The sequence below is a fragment of the Rhodococcus aetherivorans genome (assembly GCF_011058165.1).
Classification (GTDB): domain Bacteria; phylum Actinomycetota; class Actinomycetes; order Mycobacteriales; family Mycobacteriaceae; genus Rhodococcus; species Rhodococcus aetherivorans.
In genome coordinates, this window is the sequence record NZ_JAALEG010000099.1 from 1 (window position 1) to 21,421 (window position 21,421).

Annotated in this window: 15 protein-coding genes and 1 pseudogene; all 16 read left to right on the forward strand. The window is 72.4% G+C overall.

What is annotated here, in order from left to right:
• A partial coding sequence (locus G6039_RS26075) for a FecCD family ABC transporter permease (protein ID WP_420902772.1) occupies positions 1 to 1,412 on the forward strand: 1,412 nt, incomplete at its 5' end.
• Positions 1,409 to 2,506 (forward strand): FecCD family ABC transporter permease, encoded by a 1,098-nt coding sequence (locus G6039_RS26080; protein ID WP_006936803.1) that lies wholly within the window; start codon positions 1,409 to 1,411, stop codon positions 2,504 to 2,506. The genes G6039_RS26075 and G6039_RS26080, both read left to right, overlap by 4 nt.
• A complete protein-coding gene (locus G6039_RS26085) occupies positions 2,503 to 3,426 on the forward strand; it encodes an ABC transporter ATP-binding protein (RefSeq protein ID WP_006936802.1) in 924 nt (307 codons plus the stop codon). Before G6039_RS26080 ends, G6039_RS26085 begins: the two co-directional genes overlap by 4 nt.
• Before the next feature lie 9 nt (positions 3,427 to 3,435).
• Positions 3,436 to 3,858: a BlaI/MecI/CopY family transcriptional regulator gene (locus tag G6039_RS26090; RefSeq protein WP_006936801.1), complete on the forward strand. Its 423-nt coding sequence runs from the start codon at positions 3,436 to 3,438 to the stop codon at positions 3,856 to 3,858.
• Between the two features lie 17 nt (positions 3,859 to 3,875).
• Positions 3,876 to 4,829 (forward strand): M56 family metallopeptidase, encoded by a 954-nt coding sequence (locus tag G6039_RS26095; protein WP_029543816.1) that lies wholly within the window; start codon positions 3,876 to 3,878, stop codon positions 4,827 to 4,829.
• 70 nt (positions 4,830 to 4,899) lie between these two features.
• On the forward strand, positions 4,900 to 6,351 hold the full coding sequence (gndA, locus tag G6039_RS26100; protein WP_029543818.1) for an NADP-dependent phosphogluconate dehydrogenase: 1,452 nt from the start codon (positions 4,900 to 4,902) through the stop codon (positions 6,349 to 6,351).
• A gap of 42 nt (positions 6,352 to 6,393) precedes the next feature.
• Entirely contained in the window at positions 6,394 to 7,263 is an 870-nt protein-coding gene (locus G6039_RS26105) for a DMT family transporter (protein ID WP_029543820.1), read from the forward strand.
• Between the two features lie 10 nt (positions 7,264 to 7,273).
• Positions 7,274 to 8,713 carry a GuaB1 family IMP dehydrogenase-related protein gene (locus G6039_RS26110; protein ID WP_006936796.1) on the forward strand — a complete coding sequence of 480 codons (1,440 nt, stop codon included), beginning with the start codon at positions 7,274 to 7,276 and terminating at the stop codon, positions 8,711 to 8,713.
• A 290-nt stretch (positions 8,714 to 9,003) separates the two neighbouring features.
• Entirely contained in the window at positions 9,004 to 10,380 is a 1,377-nt protein-coding gene (locus G6039_RS26115; RefSeq protein WP_029543823.1) for a hemolysin family protein, read from the forward strand.
• Complete coding sequence (locus G6039_RS26120; protein ID WP_029543826.1) at positions 10,377 to 11,462, forward strand: hemolysin family protein; 1,086 nt, start codon at positions 10,377 to 10,379, stop codon at positions 11,460 to 11,462. Before G6039_RS26115 ends, G6039_RS26120 begins: the two co-directional genes overlap by 4 nt.
• 91 nt (positions 11,463 to 11,553) lie before the next feature.
• On the forward strand, positions 11,554 to 12,444 hold the full coding sequence (locus tag G6039_RS26125; protein ID WP_006936790.1) for a hypothetical protein: 891 nt from the start codon (positions 11,554 to 11,556) through the stop codon (positions 12,442 to 12,444).
• 117 nt (positions 12,445 to 12,561) lie between these two features.
• On the forward strand, positions 12,562 to 15,666 hold the full coding sequence (locus G6039_RS26130; RefSeq protein WP_029543828.1) for an ATP-binding protein: 3,105 nt from the start codon (positions 12,562 to 12,564) through the stop codon (positions 15,664 to 15,666).
• A 97-nt stretch (positions 15,667 to 15,763) separates the two neighbouring features.
• Positions 15,764 to 17,182, forward strand: coding sequence for an FAD-binding oxidoreductase (locus G6039_RS26135; RefSeq protein ID WP_029543830.1), 1,419 nt, complete (start codon positions 15,764 to 15,766; stop codon positions 17,180 to 17,182).
• A gap of 34 nt (positions 17,183 to 17,216) precedes the next feature.
• Positions 17,217 to 18,617 (forward strand): NAD(P)/FAD-dependent oxidoreductase, encoded by a 1,401-nt coding sequence (locus G6039_RS26140; protein ID WP_029543832.1) that lies wholly within the window; start codon positions 17,217 to 17,219, stop codon positions 18,615 to 18,617.
• A 309-nt stretch (positions 18,618 to 18,926) separates the two neighbouring features.
• Complete coding sequence (locus G6039_RS26150; protein WP_029543834.1) at positions 18,927 to 21,119, forward strand: malate synthase G; 2,193 nt, start codon at positions 18,927 to 18,929, stop codon at positions 21,117 to 21,119.
• A 109-nt stretch (positions 21,120 to 21,228) separates the two neighbouring features.
• Positions 21,229 to 21,421 (forward strand): annotated as a pseudogene (locus G6039_RS26155) (hypothetical protein); the annotation flags it as partial.

The following is a 21,421-nucleotide window of genomic DNA, read 5'->3' on the forward strand; positions in this document are numbered from 1 at the left end:
CCCTCCGCCCCCCGGACACACCGGCCTCCGCCGCTGTACCTCCCTCCCTGGCCCGACGCCTCGTCGCCGAGGCCCTCGACCTGGCCCTGCTCGCCGTTCCCGCCGGCATCGGCCTGCTGCTCGTGCAGGCACTCGCCGACGCCAACGGCGGCGGGCAGACCGACCGGGTCGTCTTCGGGGGCACCGCACTGGCCGCCACCGTCGGCCTGCAATGGTGGAACCGCGGGCACCGCGAGGGCAGCACCGGGTGCAGCCTCGGCAAGCAGTGGACCGGCCTGATCACGCGCGACGCCGCGGACGGCGGCCCGGCCGGCACGCGGCGCAGCCTGCTGCGGCGCGGCACCGAGGTCGTCACCGACCGCGTCGCCGCCGCCGCGGGCTTCACCCCCCGCGCCGCCGACACGAGCCTCGCGGCGCTCCGCCGTCGCCGGCTCCTCGGCCTGCTCGCCATCGGCGGCGTCCTGGGGGTGGTGCTGCTCGCCGGGATCGCCGTCGGCGCGCGACCGATGACCATCGCCGAGGTCGTCCACGCGCTGACCGTCGACGACGGCTCCGACACCGACGTCATCGTGCACACCCTGCGGATCCCGCGCACGGTCCTCGGACTCGTGGTCGGCATCGCACTCGGCGTCGCCGGCGCCCTCATCCAGGGCCACACCCGCAATCCGCTGGCCGACGCGGGACTGCTCGGCCTCAACGCGGGCGCCGCGTTCCTGGTGGTGCTCTCGATCTACCTGCTGGGCATGTCCACCCCCGCCCAGTACCTGTGGTTCGCCTTCGCCGGGTCCCTCGCCGCCAGCGTCGTGGTCTTCGGGCTGTCCTCCCTCGGCGGTGGCCGCGCCGGGCCGCTGAGCCTGGCCCTGGCCGGCGCCGCCGTCGCCTTCTTCCTGCAGGCCATGACGCATGCGGTGGTGCTGCTCGACCAGACCACCCTCGACGGATACCGGTTCTGGATCGTCGGCTCCGTCGCCGGACGCGACCTCGAGGTGCTGTGGCAGGTGCTGCCGTTCCTCGCGGCCGGGCTCGTCATCGCGGTGGCCAACACGCCCGGCCTCAACGTCCTCGGACTCGGCGAGGACGTGGCCCGCTCCCTCGGCACGAACGTCGTCGCGGCCCGCACCGTCGGCATCGTCGCCATCACCCTGCTCACCGGCGCGGCCACAGCGGCGTGCGGGCCGATCGCGTTCATCGGGCTCGTGGTCCCGCACGTGGCGCGGGCCGTCACCGGACCCGACTATCGCTGGCTGGTCCCCTATTCGGGCCTGCTCGGCGGCGCGCTGCTCGTCCTCGCCGACGTGATCGGCCGGATCGTCGTGCGGCCCGGCGAACTGCAGGTCGGCATCGTGCTCGCGCTGATGGGGGCGCCGTTCTTCATCGCCCTGGTCCGCCGGCGCCGGCTGGTGGCGCTGTGACCGCGCCCGCGACGACGCACCCCGCACCGGACCGGCCGACGGTCCCGTCCCGTCCGGCCCTGCGGCTCGGCCCGGTCTCGCTCGTGTGGCGCCCGCGCATGGTGGTCGTGTGCCTGGCGCTGGTGGTGGCGACGTTCCTGCTGCTGTGCGTGGGCCTCGGCCGGGGCGACTATCCGTTGTCGGTGCCGCAGGTGCTCGCCGTCCTGGCCGGCGGCGGGGAACAGCTCGACCGGTTCATCGTGCTCGAGTTGCGGCTGCCCCGTGGCCTGGCGGCGGTGCTCGTCGGCGCGGCCCTGGCCGTCTCCGGGGCGCTGACCCAGACGGTCTCGCGCAATCCCCTGGCCAGCCCCGACATTCTGGGCATCACGGCCGGGGCGAGCGCGGCCGCCGTCGCCCTGATCGTCGCCACCGGGTCCGGAGTGCTCGGCGGGGCGCTCGGCGCGCTCGGCCTGCCGCTCGCGGCGCTGCTGGGGGGCCTGCTCACCGCGGCGGCGGTGTACGTGCTGGCCTGGCGCGGCGGCGTCGAGGGCTTCCGGCTGGTGCTGATCGGCATCGGCGCCAACGCCCTGTTCGTCGCGCTGACCAACTGGATGCTCGTCTCGGCCGACATCAACGACGTCTCGCAGGCCCAGGTGTGGCTCACCGGGTCGCTCAACGGTGCCGGGTGGTCCCAGGTGGTGCCCACGGCGCTCGCGCTCGCCGTGCTCGGCGGCTGGCTCGTCACCGGCGCGTTCACGATGGGCGCGCTGCGGCTCGGGGACGACACCGCCCGCTCGCTCGGGGTGCGGCTGCAGACCCAGCGGGCGGTGCTGCTGCTCTCCGCGTGCGCGCTGGCCGGGATCGCCACCGCGGCGGCCGGCCCCATCGGGTTCGTCGCATTGGCCGCCCCTCAGGTCGCGTTGCGGCTGGTCCGCTCCCCCGGCCCGCCGCTGATCGCCTCGGCCCTGACCGGGGCGGCGCTCGTCGTCGCGGCCGACATCCTCGCCCGGACGGTGCTGCCGGTGGCCCTGCCCGTCGGGCTGGTCACCTCCGCGCTCGGCGGCCCGTTCCTGCTGTACCTGCTCGTGCGCTCCAACCGAAAGGTCTCCGTATGACCGGCATCTCCCGCGACATCGGCGCGCCCGCAGCCCAACCGGCGGCGGCCGCGTCGCCGCGGCTCGTCGCCGAGCACCTGGCCCTGGGCTACGGCGACCGGCTCGTCGTCGACGACCTGGATCTCACCGTGCCCACCGGCGTGATCACCACGGTGATCGGTCCCAACGGTTGCGGCAAGTCCACCCTGCTGCGGGCCCTGGGCCGGCTGCTGCGCCCGCGTCGCGGCACCGTGCTCCTCGACGGGCACGCGATCTCCTCGATGCGCACCCGCGACGTCGCGCGGGTGCTGGGGATGCTGCCGCAGGCCCCCGTCGCGCCGGAGGGCCTGACCGTCGCCGACCTCGTCGCACGCGGACGGCATCCGCACCAGTCGTGGCTGCGCCAGTGGTCCGCCGACGACGAGGGCGAGGTCGCCGTCGCGCTGGAACGCACCGGCATCGCGGATCTGGCCGACCGCCCGGTCGATCAGCTCTCGGGCGGGCAGCGGCAGCGGGCGTGGATCTCGATGGCGCTGGCGCAGGGCACCGACATCCTGCTGCTCGACGAGCCGACCACCTATCTGGATCTGGCGCATTCGGTGGAGGTGCTCGACCTCGTCGACCGCCTGCACTCGGAGCTGGGGCGCACCGTGGTGATGGTGTTGCACGATCTGAATCTCGCGATCCGCTACAGCGACCATCTCGTGGTGATGAAGGACGGGCGGATCGTGCGGTCGGGGGCGCCGGCGGAGGTGATCACCGAGGAGTTGCTGCGGGAGGTCTTCGCGCTCGACGCCGCGGTGATCGACGATCCGGTCTCGGACCGGCCGCTGATCGTGCCGATCGGCACCCGCCACGTCGTCGGCACCGCGGGCGGCCCGGCGGCCACGAGAACACGTACTACTTCGGGTAGTACGACACGTACGTCGGAGACCCGGTAAACTCGTGTCATGGCAGCACTCGGAGAACTCGAACGCGCAGTGATGGACCACCTGTGGTCCTCCACCGAACCCCAGACCGTCCGGCAGGTCCACGAGGCCCTCGCCGCCCGGCGCTCCCTCGCGTACACCACCGTCATGACCGTTCTCCAGCGCCTCGCGAAGAAGAACCTCGTCATCCAGCAGCGCGACGACCGCGCCCACCGCTACGTGCCGGTGCACGGCCGCGAAGAACTCGTCGCCAGCCTCATGGTCGACGCCCTGGATCAGGCCGACGAGTCCGCCGGCCGGGTCGCCGCCCTCGTCCACTTCATCGGGCGTGTCAATCCCGACGAGGCCGCCGCGCTGCGCGAGGCCCTCGCCGCCCTCGAGGCCGAGGAGGAAGGGCACGCCCGTCCCGCCGTCGCCGACCCGGGTACCGGTCGGGCGAGCTGACTGGCACACTCGGTGCCATGAACGCGACCACTGCGCTGGTCTTCGGCATCCTTGCGCTGCTGCTGGCAGGACCGGTACCGGCCCTGCTCAGTCGTGCCACCTGGCCGTACCGCAACCCCCGCGCCGCCCTGGTGCTGTGGCAGGCGGTGGCCCTCGCGGCGGTGCTGTCCGCGTTCAGTTCCGGCCTGGCCATCGCGTCGCTGCTGCTCGTCCCCGGCGAGGACGGCCGCCCCACCACCGCCCCGCTGCAGGAGATCGACGCGCTGGGCCTGCCCCTGTGGCTGACCTACGTGGTGGTCTTCGCCCTCACCCTGCTGATCGGTGCACGGCTGATGTATTCGATTCTGCGGGTCGGCGTCCGAACCCGCCGCCGCCGGGCCCGGCACCGCATGCTCGTCGACCTGCTCGACCGGCGCGACAGCGGCGCGTCGGTACGCCAGCTGTCCTACGTGCGCGTCCTCGACACCGCCGAACCCGTCGCCTACTGCCTGCCGGGCCTGCGGCACCGGGTCGTGCTCAGCGAAGGCACCCTCGACCACCTCGGCGACGACGAGATCCGCGCCGTCCTCGGCCACGAGCACTCGCACCTGCGGGCCCGGCACGACCTCGTGCTCGAGGCGTTCACCGCCGTCTACGAGGCGTTCCCCCGCTGGGTGCGGTCCAAGTCGGCGCTCGGCTCGGTGCAGCTGCTCGTCGAGATGCTCGCCGACGACTGCGCCGTGCGCGTCACCGGACCCACCCCGCTGGCCCGGGCCCTGGTGGCCTGCGCCGGCGCCCGCACCCCCCAGGGCGCCCTCGCCGTCGGTGGCCCCTCCACGCTGCTGCGGGTCAAACGCCTCGCCGAACCCGGACCGGACCTGCGCACCGCCGTCATCGCGTACGCCGCCGCCGTCGCGATCCTCGTCGTGCCCACCATCGCGGTCGCCGTGCCGTGGCTGACCGAACTCGGCCGCCTGCTGCGCGCCTGGTGAACCGGCGCCGGCCCCACCCGTAGCACGCCCCCGATTTCGATCCCGTCCGGGTTCGGGGGAAGCTGTACCCATGACCGTCGAACGCACCGAGAATCCCCGCGCCCAGATCGGCGTGACCGGCCTGGCCGTCATGGGATCGAACATCGCCCGTAACTTCGCCCGCCACGGCCACACCGTCGCGCTGCACAACCGCAGTGTCGCCAAGACCGACGCCCTGCTCGAAGCCCACGGCGACGACGGCGACTTCGTGCGCACCGAAACCATCGAAGAGTTCGTCGCCGCCCTGCAGAAGCCGCGCCGGGTGCTCATCATGGTCAAGGCCGGCGAGGCCACCGACGCGGTCATCGAGGAACTCGCGAACGCGATGGAACCCGGCGACATCATCATCGACGGCGGCAACGCCCTCTACACCGACACCATCCGCCGCGAAGCCGCACTGCGCGAACGCGGCCTGCACTTCGTCGGCGCCGGCATCTCCGGCGGCGAGGAAGGCGCCCTCAACGGGCCGTCGATCATGCCCGGTGGCCCCACGGAGTCCTACGAGGCCCTCGGCCCCCTTCTCGAGTCCATCTCCGCCCACGTCGACGGCACCCCGTGCTGCACCCACATCGGCCCCGACGGCTCCGGCCATTTCGTGAAGATGGTGCACAACGGCATCGAGTACGCCGACATGCAGCTCATCGGCGAGGCCTACAACCTGCTGCGCGACGCCCTCGGCTACGACGCCACGACGATCGCCGACGTGTTCTCCGAGTGGAACACCGGCACCCTCGAGTCCTACCTGATCGAGATCACCGCCGACGTCCTGCGCCAGACCGACGCCACCACCGGCAAGCCCCTCGTCGACGTCATCGTCGACGCCGCCGAGCAGAAGGGCACCGGCCGCTGGACCGTCAAGTCCGCCCTCGACCTCGGCGTCCCGGTCACCGGCATCGCCGAGGCCGTCTTCGCCCGCGCCCTGTCCGGCTCCCGCACCCAGCGCGCGGCGGCCCGCGGCCTGGCCTCCGGCGCCCTCGGCGACAAGCCCGCCGACGCCACACAGTTCACCGAGGACATCCGCCGCGCCCTGTACGCGTCGAAGATCGTCGCCTACGCCCAGGGCTTCGACCAGATCGCCGCCGGCAGCGCCGAATACGGCTGGAACGTCGACCGCGCCGCCCTGGCCACCATCTGGCGCGGCGGCTGCATCATCCGCGCCCAGTTCCTCAACCGCATCAAGGAGGCCTACGACGCCGACCCGCAGCTGCCCAGCCTGATCCTCGCCCCCTACTTCCGCGAGGCCATCGAAGCCGGCATCGACAGCTGGCGCCGCGTCGTGGCCACCGCCACCATGCTCGGCATCCCCGTCCCCGCGTTCGCCTCGTCGCTGTCGTACTACGACGGGCTGCGCGCCGAACGTCTGCCCGCGGCCCTCACCCAGGGCCAGCGCGACTTCTTCGGCGCCCACACCTACGAGCGCATCGACGCCGACGGCAAGTTCCACACCCTCTGGAGCGGCGACCGCAGCGAGATCCGCGCCTGACCGCGCCCGCACCGACGCCGCCGTAGGGCATAGTTTGTGCCCATGAGCGGCACCGTCACGGCGTCCGTCGTGTGCGCGCTGGCCGCCGCGATCCTGTTCGCGGCGGCCAGCGTCGCCCAGCAGCGCTCCGCCGAAGCCGTCCCCGCCGGCGAGTCCCTCGTCGCCGCCCTGATCCGCAGCCCCCGCTGGTGGGCCGGGGTACTCGGTGACGGCGGCGGCTACCTGCTGCAGGTCGCCGCGCTCGCCCTCGGGCCGGTCCTGGTGGTCCAGCCGCTGCTGGTGTCGTCGCTGCTGTTCGCCCTCCCCCTGTCCGCGGCGTTCTCCGGGTCTCGCATCACCCGTCCCACCTGGCTGACCGCGGCGGCACTGTGCGCGGCTCTCGTCGTGTTCCTCGTCGTCGGCGACCCCACCGCCGGGGAGATCGACGCCCCCGGGCACGAGTGGGTGCTCCCGCTCGGCGTGGTGTGCGCCGTCGTGCTCGCCGCCACCGCGATCGGGCTGTTCGGCCGCGACCGCGGCACCCGGGCGCTGGCCCTCGGCGCGGCCAGCGGCCTGCTCTACGGGGTGGCGGTGGCGTTCACCAAGTACGTCACCGACCTGTTCGAGCACGGCCTGCGGCCCGTGGTCGGCGCCTGGCAGACCTGGGCCCTGGTCACCGCCGGCCTCCTCGGCGTCTACCTGCAGCAACGCGCCTTCCAAGCCGGCCCGCTCGCCGCATCCCTGCCGGCCGTCACCATCGGCGAGCCCCTCGCCGCCGTCTTCCTCGGCATGACCGTCCTCGACGAACGGCTCCGGGTGGACGGCCCGGGACTCGCCCTCGTCGTCGCCTCGGTCGGCGTGATGCTGATCGCCACGGTGGCGCTCTCACGCAGCCAGGCCCGGCTCACCGCACCCGCCGGCGCCGGCGCGTAACATTCGCCGGGTGCGCTTCCTCGACGGTCACCAGCCCCCGTACGACCTGACGTACGACGACGTGTTCCTCGTCCCGGACCGATCCGCCGTCGCATCCCGGTTCGACGTGGACCTGTCCACGGTCGACGGCTCCGGCACCACCATCCCCATCGTGGTCGCCAACATGACCGCCGTGTCCGGCCGCCGCATGGCCGAGACCGTCGCCCGCCGCGGCGGGCTCGTCGTGCTCCCCCAGGACCTGCCGGCCGGCACCGCCGCCGAGACCGTCGCGTTCGTCAAGAGCCGCCACCTCGTCGCCGACACCCCCGTCACCCTCGGCCCCGAGGACTCCGTCTCCGACGCCCTCGCCCTGCTGCCCAAACGCGCCCACCGCGCCGTCGTGGTGGTCGACGAGAACCGCCGCCCCGTCGGCGTCGTCACCGAGGCGTCCTGCCGCGAGGTGGACCGGTTCGCGCGGCTGCGGTCGGTCGCCATCCGCGACTTCGCCACCGCCCCCGTCGGCTCGTCCCCGCGGGAGGCGTTCGCGCTGCTCGAGGCCAAGCACGACCCGTTGGTTGTCCTCACCCACGACGACGGCACCCTCGCCGGGGTCCTGACCCGCACCGGCGCCGTCCGCGCCGGCATCTACAGCCCGGCCGTCGACGCCGACGGCGCCCTGCGCATCGGTGCCGCCGTCGGCGTCAACGGCGACGTCGCCGCCAAGGCCGCCGGACTGGTCGACGCCGGCGTCGACCTGCTCGTCCTCGACACCGCGCACGGGCACCAGGAGAAGATGCTCGACGCCCTGAAGCGGATCAAGGCGCTCGATCTGCCCGTCCCGCTCGTCGCCGGCAACGTCGTCTCCGCCGCCGGCACCCGCGAACTGCTCGACGCCGGCGCGGACATCGTCAAGGTCGGCGTCGGCCCCGGCGCCATGTGCACCACCCGCATGATGACCGGCGTCGGGCGCCCCCAGTTCTCCGCCGTCGCCGAATGCGCCCACACCGCCCGCGACCTCGGCGCGCACGTGTGGGCCGACGGCGGTGTGCGTCACCCCCGCGACGTCGCGCTCGCCGTCGCCGCCGGCGCCGCCAACGTCATGATCGGGTCCTGGTTCGCCGGCACCTACGAATCCCCCGGCGAGCTGCGCTACGACGAGACCGGACACCCCTACAAGGAGAGCTTCGGCATGGCCTCCAAGCGCGCGGTGGCCGCCCGCACCGTCGACGACTCCGCCTTCGACCGCGCCCGCAAGGCCCTGTTCGAGGAGGGCATCTCCACCTCCCGGATCCGCATCGACCCGCAACGGCCGGGCGTGGAGGACCTGATCGACCACATCTGCTCCGGGGTGCGCAGCACCTGCACCTACGCCGGCGCCCGCACCCTCGAGGACCTGCACGAGCGGGCCGTGCTCGGGGTCCAGTCGGCGGCCGGCTTCGCCGAGGGACGGCCCCTGCCCACCGGTTGGTGACCGCGCCGCCGCTGCGGAGCCGGACACGGCCCGTAGAATGAGGCCTCACCGTGAAACGCCCGCCCCTTTTCGATGATCGGGCCCGACGAGAGGAACCCGGTGCCCGCGGCACCCACCACCACTTCGACAGGACCCCTGGCCACCGCGGCCGACGCGGAGTCCGACTCCGCCGGTTCGGAGGGCTCCCCTAGCGAGCCGGGTGACAAACCCGGCGGGACCTACTCGACACCGGAGCGCAGCTTCCATTCGGCACCGGAGCGGAGCTCCCGGTCGGCACCGGGACGGTGCTGATGTCCGTCTTCCTGTCCATTCTCAGCCTGGTCGGCTTCATCGCCCTCACCGCGGGCACCGCCGTGTTCGTGGCGGCCGAATTCTCCCTGACCGCCCTCGAACGCAGCACCGTCGACGCCCACGCCCGCGACGGCGACCTGCGCGCGCGACAGGTGCAGCACGCCCACCGCACCCTGTCCTTCCAGCTCTCCGGCGCCCAGCTCGGCATCACCATCACCACCCTGATCACCGGCTACCTCGCCGAACCGGTCCTCGCCCGGTTTCTCGACCCGCTGCTGCGCGCGGCCGGGCTCGGCGCCGGCGTGGCCTCCGGCATCTCCCTGGCCCTGGCGCTGATCATCGCCACGTCGTTCTCGATGATCTTCGGTGAGCTCGTGCCGAAGAACCTCGCCATCGCGCGGCCCCTGGCCACCGCCCGCGCCACCGCGGGCCTGCAGGCCGGCTTCTCGCTGGTCTTCAAGTGGGCCATCGTCGGGCTCAACGGCGCCGCCAACCGGATCGTGCGGCGATTGGGCATCGAACCGGCCGAGGAACTGCGCTCGGCGCGCTCCCCGGAGGAACTCGGTTCCCTGGTCCGGGCCTCGGCGGAACGCGGCGCCCTCGACGAGAACACGGCGCTGCTGGTCGGGCGCTCGCTGCGCTTCGGGGAACGCACCGCCGAGGACCTCATGACCCCCCGCGTGACCATCGAGTCACTCGACGTCCACGACACCGTCCTCGACCTCATCGACGCCTCGTCACGCACCGGCTACTCCCGCTTCCCCGTCGTCGACGGCGATCTCGACGCCACCGTCGGCGTCGTGCACGTCAAGCACGCGTTCACCGTGCCCGCCCGGCGCCGCGCCCACACCCAGCTGCGCACCCTCGCCCGGCAGGTGCCCGTCGTGCCGTCCACCCTCGACGGTGACGCGGTCATGGAACGGGTCCGCTCCGACGGCATGCAGGTCGCGCTCGTCGTCGACGAGTACGGCGGTACCGCCGGCATCGTCACCATGGAGGACCTGATCGAGGAGATCGTCGGCGACGTCCGCGACGAGCACGACGAACCCGAGCCCGAGGCGCAGCGCGTCGAGCAGGGCTGGTCCTGCTCCGGGCTGCTCCGCATCGACGAGGTGGCCCACCTGACGGGATACCTCGCCCCGGACGGCGAGTACGAGACCCTCGGCGGCCTGATCCTCACCGAGCTCGGGGAGATCCCCGCATCCGGCGACGAGGTGCTGCTGCCGCACCGGCCCGGCGACGCCCATCACCGGTGGCGTGCCCACGTCCTCGAGATGGACGGGCACCGCATCGACCGGGTCCTGCTCGTCCCCGTCGACGAGCCCGCCGGCGAGGACGACCACGCACCGGACGACGAGAGGGGGGACCGGCGATGAACGACTGGCTCGCGGTGCTGCTCACCGTCCTGCTGCTCGCCGGCAACGCCTTCTTCGTCGGCGCCGAGTTCGCCCTCATCACCGCCCGCCGCGACCGGCTCGAAACCCTCGTCGGGCAGGGCAAGAAGAGGGCACGGACCGTCATCGACGCGGGCGAGCACCTGTCGCTGATGCTCGCCGGGTCCCAGCTCGGCATCACCATCTGCTCGATCCTGCTCGGCCGCGTCGGCGAACCGGCGATCGCCCACCTGATCGAACAACCCATGCATGCGCTCGGCGTCCCGGACTCCCTGCTGCACCCGATCGGCTTCGCGCTCGCCCTCGCGATCGTGGTGGTGCTGCACATCCTGCTCGGCGAGATGGTCCCGAAGAACATCGCCATCGCCGGACCGGAGCGGTCGGCGATGCTGCTCGTGCCGGCACACCTGCTGTTCATGAAGGTGGCCCGGCCGCTGATCGCCTTCTACAACCTGTGCGCCAACGTCAGCCTGCGGTTGCTGCGGGTGGAACCGAAGGACGAACTCGACGTCACCGTCACCGAGATCGAACTGTCCGAGATGATCGGTGAGTCCCGCTCCGAGGGGCTGCTGGACGAGGAGGAACACCGGCGCCTGACCAAGGCACTCGCGACGAGCGGACGAACCGTCGCCGACGTGACGATCCCCCTGTCCGGGGTCCGCACCGTTCCGCTCGGCCCGGCCGGCACCACCCTCGGGGCCGTCGAGCGGGCCGTCATCGAGACCGGCTACTCCCGGTACCCGGCGGAGACCCCGGCCGGGGAACTGGCCGGCTATCTGCACCTGAAGGACGTGCTCGACCTCGTCCGCGACGAGTCCGCGGGACCGGACACGATCATCGCGACCGCGGAGATCCGGCCGTTGCCGCCGGTGCCGGTCGACGCCCCCCTCGACGACGCCCTGTCGCTGCTGCGGCGCACCAGTTCCCACCTCGGCGGAGTCGTCGACGAGCACGGCAGGGTCATCGGCATCGTCGCGCTCGAGGACCTCGTCGAACAATTCGTCGGCACCGTGCGCGACACCACCCACCGGATCGCCGACCCGGGACCGGGACCCCGGACGTGAACCCCGCCCCGACCACCCCGGCGCCCGCCGGCCGGCGCAGCACCGCGATGGAATCATTGCAGCACCGATGCAGTCGTTACGGGCGGGAACCATGAGTGCGGTCCTGGCACCCGAGCAGTGGCTGCCGCGCCGGGAGCGGCACCGCCACCGGCTGACGGCGCTGCTCGGCCCCTACCTCGACCGGCGAGCGCGCGGCGCCACCCACCCGGTGATCGACTTCCTGTTCACCTACTACAGCTTCACGCCGTCCCAGCTCATGCGCTGGCACCCCGGCTTCGGATCCACCCTCACCGGCTCCGCGTCGGCGGAGTACGCCACCCTGCGGGGCTACCGGACCACCGGCACCGGGGTCACGGTCGACCCCACCCACCTGGCCCGGCGGCGCGAGACCGTCCGATACGTCGCCGGCCTGCTCGAGGCCACCGCATCCCGGCCCGCGCACTTCGGCTGCTTCGGTCTCCACGAATGGGCGATGCTCTACCGCACTCGGCCCGAAGACGTCCGCCACAGCTCCGTACCCCTGCGCCTCGGCCACACCGGCACCGACACCGTCGTCGAGTCGTTGCAGCTGCGCTGCACGCATTACGACGCGTACCGGTTCTTCACCCCGGACGCCGGCCCCCTCAACATCGAACCGCTCACCCGCGACGACCAGGTACGGCGGGAACAACCGGGCTGCCTGCACGCCGCCATGGACCTGTACAAATACTGCTACAAGCTCACCCCGCTGCTCGACACGGACCTGACGGTCGACTGCTTCGAGCTGGCCTACGCCGCCCGGGAACTCGACATGCGGGCCAGCCCGTACGACCTGAGCGAGTACGGCTACCCCCCGGTACCGATCGAAACACCCCGCGGACGAGCGGAGTACGTCCGCGAGCAGACGGTCCTGGCCGAGCGGTCCACCGCGCTGCGCGCGGCGCTGCTCGACCGGTGCCACCGGCTGCTCGACGCCGACCGGGAGCACGCCGGCCGCCGCTGAGCGGACACCGCCGCCTGCCCTCTCCCCGGGACGTCCCCGGCGCGCGACTCGGCACCCGCGACGATCGATATCCCTCCCCGCCGGGTCTACGCTGAAGTCTGGAGAGGCCACGACCCGATGCTGTACGTCTCCGTCCTGGGTGAGCAGTCGATCACCGACGACACGACCGGCGCCGTCGTGACGCGGTCCCCCCGCGGCACGACCCTGGTCGCCTACCTCGCCCTCCACGCCGGAGTTCCACAGCCCCGCCAGCTCATCGCCCCCCTGTTCTGGCCCGACTCGACGACCGCCCAGGCCCTGACCAACCTGCGCCGCGAACTGCACCACCTGCGCCGCGCCCTCGACGACGACCCGGCCGTCGGAGTGACCTCCCGGGATCTGTGCTGGCGCGACACCGAGACCAGCCGGGTGGACCTACGGACCTTCACCGTCGAGTACCACGCCGCCCTGGCGGCCGCGACGAGCGGCGACGACGAGGCGGCGCTGCGGCACGCCACCACGGCGCTCGCCGAATACCGCGGCTCCCTGCTGCCCGGCATGTACGACGACTGGATCCTCGAGGCCCGTTCGGATCTCGAACGGCACTGCGTCGACCTGTGCGATCTGCTGTGCCGGCTCCGGGCCCGCACCGGCGACCTCCCCGGGGCGATCGACGCCGCCCGCCGCCGGATCCACCTGCGGCCCCTGGAAGAGGGCGGATACCGCACCCTGATGCACCTGCAGGCCGAGCACGGCGACCGCGCCGCCGCGGTGAGCACCTATCACCGCTGCGCCGCCCTCCTCGAACGTGAACTCGGGGTGGCACCGGACCCGGCGACGCGCACACTCGCCGACCGCCTGCTCGCCCACGCAGCCCCCACCGCGGCCGCCCGCCCGACCGCCGAGCCGGCGGCCCGGCGGCCCGGACTCGCCGCCCCGGCACTCGTCGGACGCTCACGCGAACTCCGTCGGCTGCACGAGGCGTGGCGCACGGCGGCCGCCGGCCGCCCCACCCTCGTCCTCGTCACCGGCGGCGCCGGCGTCGGCAAGACCCGCCTGGTCGCCGAGATCGCCGACACGGCCCGCGCACAACCCGCAGTGGTGGCGAGCACCCAGTGCTTCGGAACGTCCGGACGGCTCGCCCTCGCCCCGGTCGCGGACTGGCTCCGCACCCCCGCGGTCCAGCCCACGCTCGCCGCGCTCGACCCGCTCTGGCGCGCCGAGGTCGACAGGCTCGTACCGTCCGGCACCACCCGCCCGGAACCCGGCGCCGGCCTCCGGGCGATGGTCGACGCCTGGCAGCGCCTCCGGTTCTTCGAAGGCCTGGCGCGGGCCCTGATCGGCGGCGGCCGCCCGGTCCTGCTGACCCTCGACAGCATCCAGTGGTGCGACCCGGAGACGCTGACGTTCCTGACGTTCTGCCTGTCCCTGACCCCCGACGCGCCCCTGATGGTGGCCGCGACAGCCCGCACCGACGACACCGACGAGAGCCGGGACCTCGAGCAATGGGCCGTCCGGATGCGGACCGCCGGTCTGCTCACCGAGCTGCCACTGCAGCCCCTGGGGGTCTCCGGCACCGCCCGCCTGGCCGAGGCGCTCGGCGGGTGCCCGCTCGACCTGCAGGACGCCGAACTGCTGCACGCGACCACCGGAGGCTTCCCGCTCTACATCATCGAAGCGATGCACAGCGGACCGGACCTCGCCCCCGCCGGCAGCCTGGCCGACGTGCTGCACGACCGGATCGAGCAGGTGAGCCCCGCCGCACGGGACGTCGCCGGACTCGCCGCGGCGGTAGGCCGCAACTTCACCCTCGACCTGCTCACCGAGGCCAGCGACCTCGACGCCGACGCCGTGGTGCGCGCCGTCGACGAGCTGTGGCAACGCAGAATCCTGCGACAGTTCCGCGACGGCTACGACTTCTCCCACGACCTGCTCCGCGACGCCGCCTACGCCCGGATCAGCCCGCCCCAGCGCTGGCTGCTGCACCGCCGTCTCGCGCAGAGCCTCGAATTGCTGCACGCCGACGACAGCGACAGCGTCTCGGCGCAACTCGCCGAGCAGTACGCCCGCGGGGGACGACCGGACCGGGCAGTGGCCTACTACCGTCGCGCGGCCGATGTCGCCTCGAGCACCTTCGCCCACACCGAGGCGATCCGACTGCACAAGAAGGCGCTCGTCATCGCCCGCACCCAATTCGAGGGGCGCAGCGCCGCCGTACAGGAACTCGCCGTCCGCGAAGCGATGGCGGCGCCGCTCAACGCCAGATACGGCTACTCCTCCCCCGAACTGCAACAGACCCTCGAGCGCTCGATCCGGCTGGCCGCATCCCTCGGCCGCAAGGACTCCCTCCTGGCCGGCCTCGTCGGGCTCTGGTCGTCGCGGTTCGTGCAGGGAAACATTGCCGGCGCCCACGAGGTGGCGACCCGCGCCCTGACCCTCGTCGACCCCGGCTCCCCGCTGAGCGGATCGGCCCACTTCGCATTCGCCGGTTCGGCGGTCGAGCTCGGCCGCCCCGAGGAGGCGCTCCACCACTTCGACCGCGCGGCCGCACTGACCCGGGGCGCTCCCTCGTTGACCGTCGGCACCCGGCCCGACGTGCACGGCAGCGCCTGGGCGGCACACGCCCACTGGCTGCTCGGCCACAACGACGCCGCACTGACCTGCTGCAACGAGGCCGTCCGGCTGGCCCGGACGATCGATCATCCGTACAGCCTGGCCGTCGCCCTGGCCTACAGCGGCATCACCCACCACCTGCGGGCAGACCCCGCCGCCCTCGACGTCGCCGTCGCGGAACTGACCGACCTGTGCGTCCGGTACGGATTCGCCTACTACAGCGAGTGGGCGCTGATTCTCGGCGGTTGGTCCCGCGGCGGCGAGGCCGGCCTCACGCAGGCGCGGCGCGGCATCGACACACTCCGAGCGGCCGGTTCGTTCGCCCGGATGCCGTACTGGCTCTCGCTGCTCGCCGACCTGTCGGTGCGGGAAGGAGATCCCGGCGCCGCCCGCGCCGCGCTCGATGCCGCCCTCGTCGCCGGACAGGCCCGCGACGACCTGTGGTGGCTGCCCGAGGTGATGCGGATGCGCGCGGCGCACGACGACCACGACGCCGCGATCGCGCGGCTGCGCGCCGCCGCCCGGACCGCGGCCGCCCACGGCAGTGCCGCCCTGCTCCGGCGCTGCGCGCGGGACCTCGCCGAACACGGCGTTCACCTGCCGCTCCCGGGCGTTCCCCCGGCCCCGTGACCGGCTGCGCGCACTCGAACGCTGCGCGAACGCCCCCTTCCTAGGGTCGACGGTACAACGCCCGCACCGGCGAGCGACCGACCCGAAAGGGACTCCCGTGACCACCATCTCGACCCGGTCGGCCGGCGCCGTGCCGTACGACGACCTGGCCGCGGCCCTGCGCGGCGACCTGATCACCCCCGGCGACACCCGCTACGACACGGCGCGTGCCGTCTACAACGGCATGATCGACAAACACCCCGCGGCGATCGCACGCTGCCGGGACGCCGCCGACGTCGTTTCCTGCGTCCGCTTCGGCCGCGCCCACGCCCTCACCCTGGCCGTGCGCGGCGGCGGGCACAACGCCGGCGGCCTCGGCGTGTGGGACGACGCGCTCGTCGTCGACCTGTCCCTGATGCGCAGTACCACGGTCGATCCGGCACACCACACCGTCCGCGTCGACGGCGGATGCACCTGGGGCGACGTCGACCACGCCACGGTCGCCTTCGGCATGGCCACCCCGTCCGGCTTCCTCTCGTCCACGGGTGTGGGCGGGCTGACCCTCGGTGGCGGCATCGGCTATCTCTCCCGGCGCTTCGGGCTGACCGTAGACAACCTTCTCTCCGCCGACGTGGTGCTCGCCGACGGCACACTCGTGACGGCCGACGAGAGCTCGCACAGCGACCTGTTCTGGGCGCTGCGCGGCGGCGGCGGGAACTTCGGCGTCGTCACCTCCTTCACCTTCCGCTGCCACGACATCGGCGAAGCCGGCATGATCGTCGGCGGCCCGGTGCTCTACGACCTCGCCGACACCGCCGACGTCATGCGCTGGTACCGGGAACTGCTGCCGGCGCTCCCGGAGGAACTCAGCGGCTGGATCGCGCTGCTCACCGTCCCACCCGCCGCCCCGTTCCCCGAGGACCTCTGGGGCCGCAGGTGCTGCGGCATCGTCTGGTGCTACACCGGACCGCACGCCAAGGCCGACGAGGTGCTCGAGCCCATCCGGACCTACGGCTCGCCGCTGCTGGTCGGCCTGCACGACATGCCGTTCACCGTGCTGCAGAGCGCATTCGACGCCCTCTACCCGCCCGGCCTGCAGTGGTACTGGCGGGCGGACTTCTTCGACGAGATCACCGACGCCGCGATCGACGTGCACTGCCGGTACGGGCAGCAGCTGCCGACCGGTCACTCCACCATGCACCTCTATCCCATCGACGGCGCCACCAGCCGCGTCCCCGAGGACGCGACCCCCTTCGCGTACCGGGGCGGCGGATGGGCGGGAGTCATCGTCGGCGTCGACCCCGACCCCGCCAACGCCGACCTCATCACCCGGTGGGCCCGCGACTACTGGGAGGAACTGCACCCGACCTCCGCCGGCGGCGCCTACGTCAACTTCCTGATGAGCGAGGGACAGGACCGGGTCGAAGCCGCCTACCGCGGGAACTACGACCGGCTCACCCGGATCAAGCGGCGCTACGACCCGGACAACGTCTTCCACATCAACCAGAACATCCGGCCCGCCGCACCCGACCGGTAGCCCGGAACCGCACCTGCGCGGAGAGGAACGGGACATGCCCACCCACAGGCTGGAAACGGACTATCTGGTGATCGGCTGCGGCGCGGCCGGCATGGCGTTCGCGGACGCATTGATCACCGACTCCGACGCGGACGTCGTCATGGTGGACCGGCGGCACGCACCCGGCGGACACTGGCAGGAGGCCTACCCGTTCGTCCGGCTGCACCAGCCGTCCGCGTACTACGGCGTCAACTCACTGCCGCTCGGTACGGACACCATCGACGACGTCGGCCCGAACCGGGGCATGTACGAGCAGGCGGGCGCCCCCGAGATCTGCGCGTACTACGACCGGGTCATGCGCCGGCGTCTCCTGGCATCGGGATCCGTGCGGTACTTCCCGATGAGCGAGTACGTCGGCGGCCACCGCTTCGTCTCCCGGGTCGCCGCCGACCGGTACGAGGTGACGGTCCGAAAGGCGCTCGTCGACGCCACCTACCTCGAGCCGGCGGTCCCGGCCACGTTCGCCCCGCCGTTCGACGTCGCCCCCGCCGTCCGCTGTGTCCCCGTGAACGCGCTCGCGCGGGTCGCCGAGCCTGCCGAGCGGTACGTCGTCATCGGCGCCGGCAAGACAGCGATCGACGCATGCCTGTGGCTGCTGCAGATGGGGGTGCCACCGGACGCCGTCCGCTGGATCAAACCGCGCGAGGCCTGGCTGCGCAACCGCTGGTTCGCGCAGGGCGGCGAACTGGTCGGCAACCTGATCGACGGACTCGCCCGGCAGATGGAAGCCGCAGCGCAGGCGACGAGCACGGACGACCTGTTCGCCCGGCTCGAGGCGAGCGAACAGCTGCTGCGCGTCGACGAGCGAGTCACCCCCACCATGTACAAGGGCCCGACGGCGAGCACCGCCGAACTCGCCCAGCTCCGGCGCATCGACGACGTCGTCCGCCTCGGGCACGTCCGGCGCATCGCACGCGACGAGATCGTGCTCGACCACGGAACGATCGGTACCGGGCCCGACCACCTGCACGTGCACTGTGCCGCCCCGGGCCTGAACCCGGCCCCGGCCGTCCCGATCTTCGAGGAGGGCCGTATCACGCTGCAACCGATCCGGACCGGGCTCATCCCGTTCAACGCCGCCCTCGTCGGATTCGTGGAGGCCACCGGCCGGGACCTGGCCGAGAAGAACCGGCTCTGCCCACCGAACCGGCTACCGGACGTCCCCCTCGACTGGATCCGCGGAACGCTCGTCGAGACGAGCGCCGAGTACGCGTGGTCGAAGGAACCGGACATGGCGGACTGGCTCGAGCGTTCCCGCCTCAACACGTCCCGGGGGCTCCGGCACCGCGCCGACCGGCCCCTTGTCCGGGAAGCGACGAGGCGATTCGGCACCCACGTCCGCCCCGCCCTCGCCAACCTCACCGGACTGCTCGACGACGCCCGGCGGGCCGCGTGAGCGCCCGGCCGCCCGGCCCGCCCGGGCGGGCCGGGTTCGCGGGCCACCCCGTATGATCTGAGCGATTACGGCTACTCGCCGATCACGATCGAGACCGCTTCCGGGCGCGCACAGTACGCCCGCGAGCGGTCGGCGCTCACCATCGCGCCGCGGCCCTGGAGAGGAGCTGCTGAATCGATGTACCGCCCCGGCGGCGGGTCGAACCGACCTGCCCGAAACTACCGGCGGGTAACGTGAGTGCTGTTCGTCGTGCTGCCCGTCGGCACCGCCGACGCGAGCGCACAGGTCCCGGAAAGAGTGAGGCAGGTAATGACTGAACGCGTGCAAGTCGGTGGACTCCAGGTCGCCAAGGTGCTCTACGACTTCGTCGTCGACGAGGCGATCCCCGGCACCGGGGTGGACGCGGCCGAGTTCTGGGCCGGCGCCGACAAGGTGATCCACGACCTCGCCCCCCGCAACCGCGCCCTGCTCGCCGTGCGCGACGACCTCCAGGCGCAGATCGACACCTGGCACCGCGACCGCAAGGGCCAGCCGCACGACGCCGCTGCCTACAAGGCGTTCCTCCAGGACATCGGCTACCTCGTCCCCGAACCCGCCGACTTCCAGGTCACCACCGGCGGTGTCGACGCCGAGATCGCCACCACCGCCGGGCCGCAGCTCGTGGTGCCCGTCCTCAACGCCCGCTTCGCCCTCAACGCCTCCAACGCCCGCTGGGGCTCGCTGTACGACGCCCTCTACGGCACCGACGCCATCTCCGAAGAAGGCGGCGCCGAGAAGGGCACCGGCTACAACAAGGTCCGCGGCGACAAGGTCATCGCCTGGGCCCGCAACTTTCTCGACACCGCCGCCGCCCTCGCCACCGGATCGCACGCCGACTCCACCCGGTACTTCGTCGACGGGAAGGAGCTGAAGGTCGAACTCGGCGACGGCACCGTCACCACACTCGCCCAGCCCGAGAAGTTCGTCGGCTACCTCGGCGAGAAGGACGCCCCGACGTCCGTGCTGCTGCGCAACCACGGTCTGCACGTGGAGATCCAGATCGACCCCGAATCCCCGATCGGCAAGACCGATGCCGCCGGTGTCAAGGACGTCGTCCTCGAATCGGCCATCACCACCATCATGGACTTCGAGGACTCCGTCGCCGCCGTCGACGCCGACGACAAGGTCATCGGCTACCGCAACTGGCTCGGCCTCAACCGCGGCGACCTCGCCGAGGAGATCTCCAAGGGCGGCAAGTCCTTCACCCGCGCCCTCAACGCCGACCGCGTCTACGTCGCCCCCGACGGCTCCGACCTCACCCTGCACGGCCGGTCCCTGCTGTTCGTCCGCAACGTCGGCCACCTCATGACCAACCCCGCCGTGCTCGACTCCGAAGGCAACGAGGTCCCCGAGGGCATCCTCGACGCGCTGATCACCAGCCTCGCCGCCGTGCACGGCCTGTCCGTCGGCGAGGACACCGGGCCGCTCGCCAACAGCCGCACCGGCTCGATCTACATCGTCAAGCCCAAGCAGCACGGCCCCGAGGAAGTCGCCTTCACCACCGAACTCTTCGGCCGGGTCGAAGAGGTGCTGGGCCTGCCGGCCAACACCCTCAAGGTCGGCATCATGGACGAGGAACGCCGCACCACCGTCAACCTGAAGGCCTGCATCAAGGAGGCCAGCGAGCGCGTCGTGTTCATCAACACCGGATTCCTCGACCGCACCGGCGACGAGATCCACACCTCCATGGAGGCCGGCGCCATGGTGCGCAAGGCCGAGATGAAGAAGCAGAAGTGGATCCTCGCCTACGAGGACTGGAACGTCGACACCGGCCTGGCCACCGGCCTGCAGGGCAAAGCCCAGATCGGCAAGGGCATGTGGGCCATGACCGACCTCATGGCCGACATGCTCGAACAGAAGATCGGCCAGCCCAAGGCCGGCGCCAACACCGCCTGGGTCCCCTCGCCCACCGGCGCCACCCTGCACGCCACCCACTACCACCAGGTCGACGTGTTCGCCGTGCAGGACGAACTGAAGGGCAAGCGCCGCGCCACCGTCGACGACATCCTCACCATCCCCCTCGCCCCCAGCACCGACTGGACCGACGAGCAGAAGCGCGAGGAGCTCGACAACAACTGCCAGTCGATCCTCGGCTACGTCGTGCGCTGGATCTCCCAGGGCGTCGGCTGCTCCAAGGTGCCCGACATCCACGACGTCGCGCTCATGGAGGACCGCGCCACCCTGCGCATCTCCAGCCAGCTGCTCGCCAACTGGATCCACCACGGCATCGTCACCGCCGACGACGTCGTCGCCGCCCTGCAGCGCATGGCCCCCGTCGTCGACCGGCAGAACGCGGGCGACTCCACCTACCTGCCGATGGCCCCCGACTTCGACGGCAGCATCGCCTTCCAGGCCGCCAAGGAACTGATCCTCGAAGGCACCACGCAGCCCAGCGGCTACACCGAGCCGATCCTGCACCGCCGCCGCCTCGAGTTCAAGGCCGCCCACGGCTGCCGAGCCTGAGCCACGGCCCACGGCCCCCGATCCACCGGATCGGGGGCCGTGGCGTCTCACCGGCCGATCACTAGACTCCGGGAACGGCGGGGCAGGCACGACGACAGGCAGGAAACACGTGGGTCGACATCGCGGCACGGGCCGCGCCAGAGGCGTCAGCAAGGGCCCGATCATCGCCGTCGCCGTAGCACTCGCACTCGTCCTCGCCACCGTCGGCTGGTTCCGCCTGCGCGAACGCATCGACGAGCAGGCCACCGAAGCCGCGCAGACCTGCGTCGAAGGCGACGCGCTCCTCGACGTCGCCGCCGATC

Bases quoted from the DNA above. Each gene is read 5' to 3' on its own strand.
- G6039_RS26085 (WP_006936802.1), top strand. From the start codon at position 2,503: ATGACCGGCATCTCCCGCGACATCGGCGCGCCCGCAGCCCAACCGGCG.
- G6039_RS26090 (WP_006936801.1), top strand. From the start codon at position 3,436: ATGGCAGCACTCGGAGAACTCGAACGCGCAGTGATGGACCACCTGTGG.
- G6039_RS26095 (WP_029543816.1), top strand. From the start codon at position 3,876: ATGAACGCGACCACTGCGCTGGTCTTCGGCATCCTTGCGCTGCTGCTG.
- gndA (WP_029543818.1), top strand. From the start codon at position 4,900: ATGACCGTCGAACGCACCGAGAATCCCCGCGCCCAGATCGGCGTGACC.
- G6039_RS26105 (WP_029543820.1), top strand. From the start codon at position 6,394: ATGAGCGGCACCGTCACGGCGTCCGTCGTGTGCGCGCTGGCCGCCGCG.
- G6039_RS26115 (WP_029543823.1), top strand. From the start codon at position 9,004: ATGTCCGTCTTCCTGTCCATTCTCAGCCTGGTCGGCTTCATCGCCCTC.
- G6039_RS26120 (WP_029543826.1), top strand. From the start codon at position 10,377: ATGAACGACTGGCTCGCGGTGCTGCTCACCGTCCTGCTGCTCGCCGGC.
- G6039_RS26125 (WP_006936790.1), top strand. From the start codon at position 11,554: ATGAGTGCGGTCCTGGCACCCGAGCAGTGGCTGCCGCGCCGGGAGCGG.
- G6039_RS26130 (WP_029543828.1), top strand. From the start codon at position 12,562: ATGCTGTACGTCTCCGTCCTGGGTGAGCAGTCGATCACCGACGACACG.
- G6039_RS26140 (WP_029543832.1), top strand. From the start codon at position 17,217: ATGCCCACCCACAGGCTGGAAACGGACTATCTGGTGATCGGCTGCGGC.
- G6039_RS26150 (WP_029543834.1), top strand. From the start codon at position 18,927: ATGACTGAACGCGTGCAAGTCGGTGGACTCCAGGTCGCCAAGGTGCTC.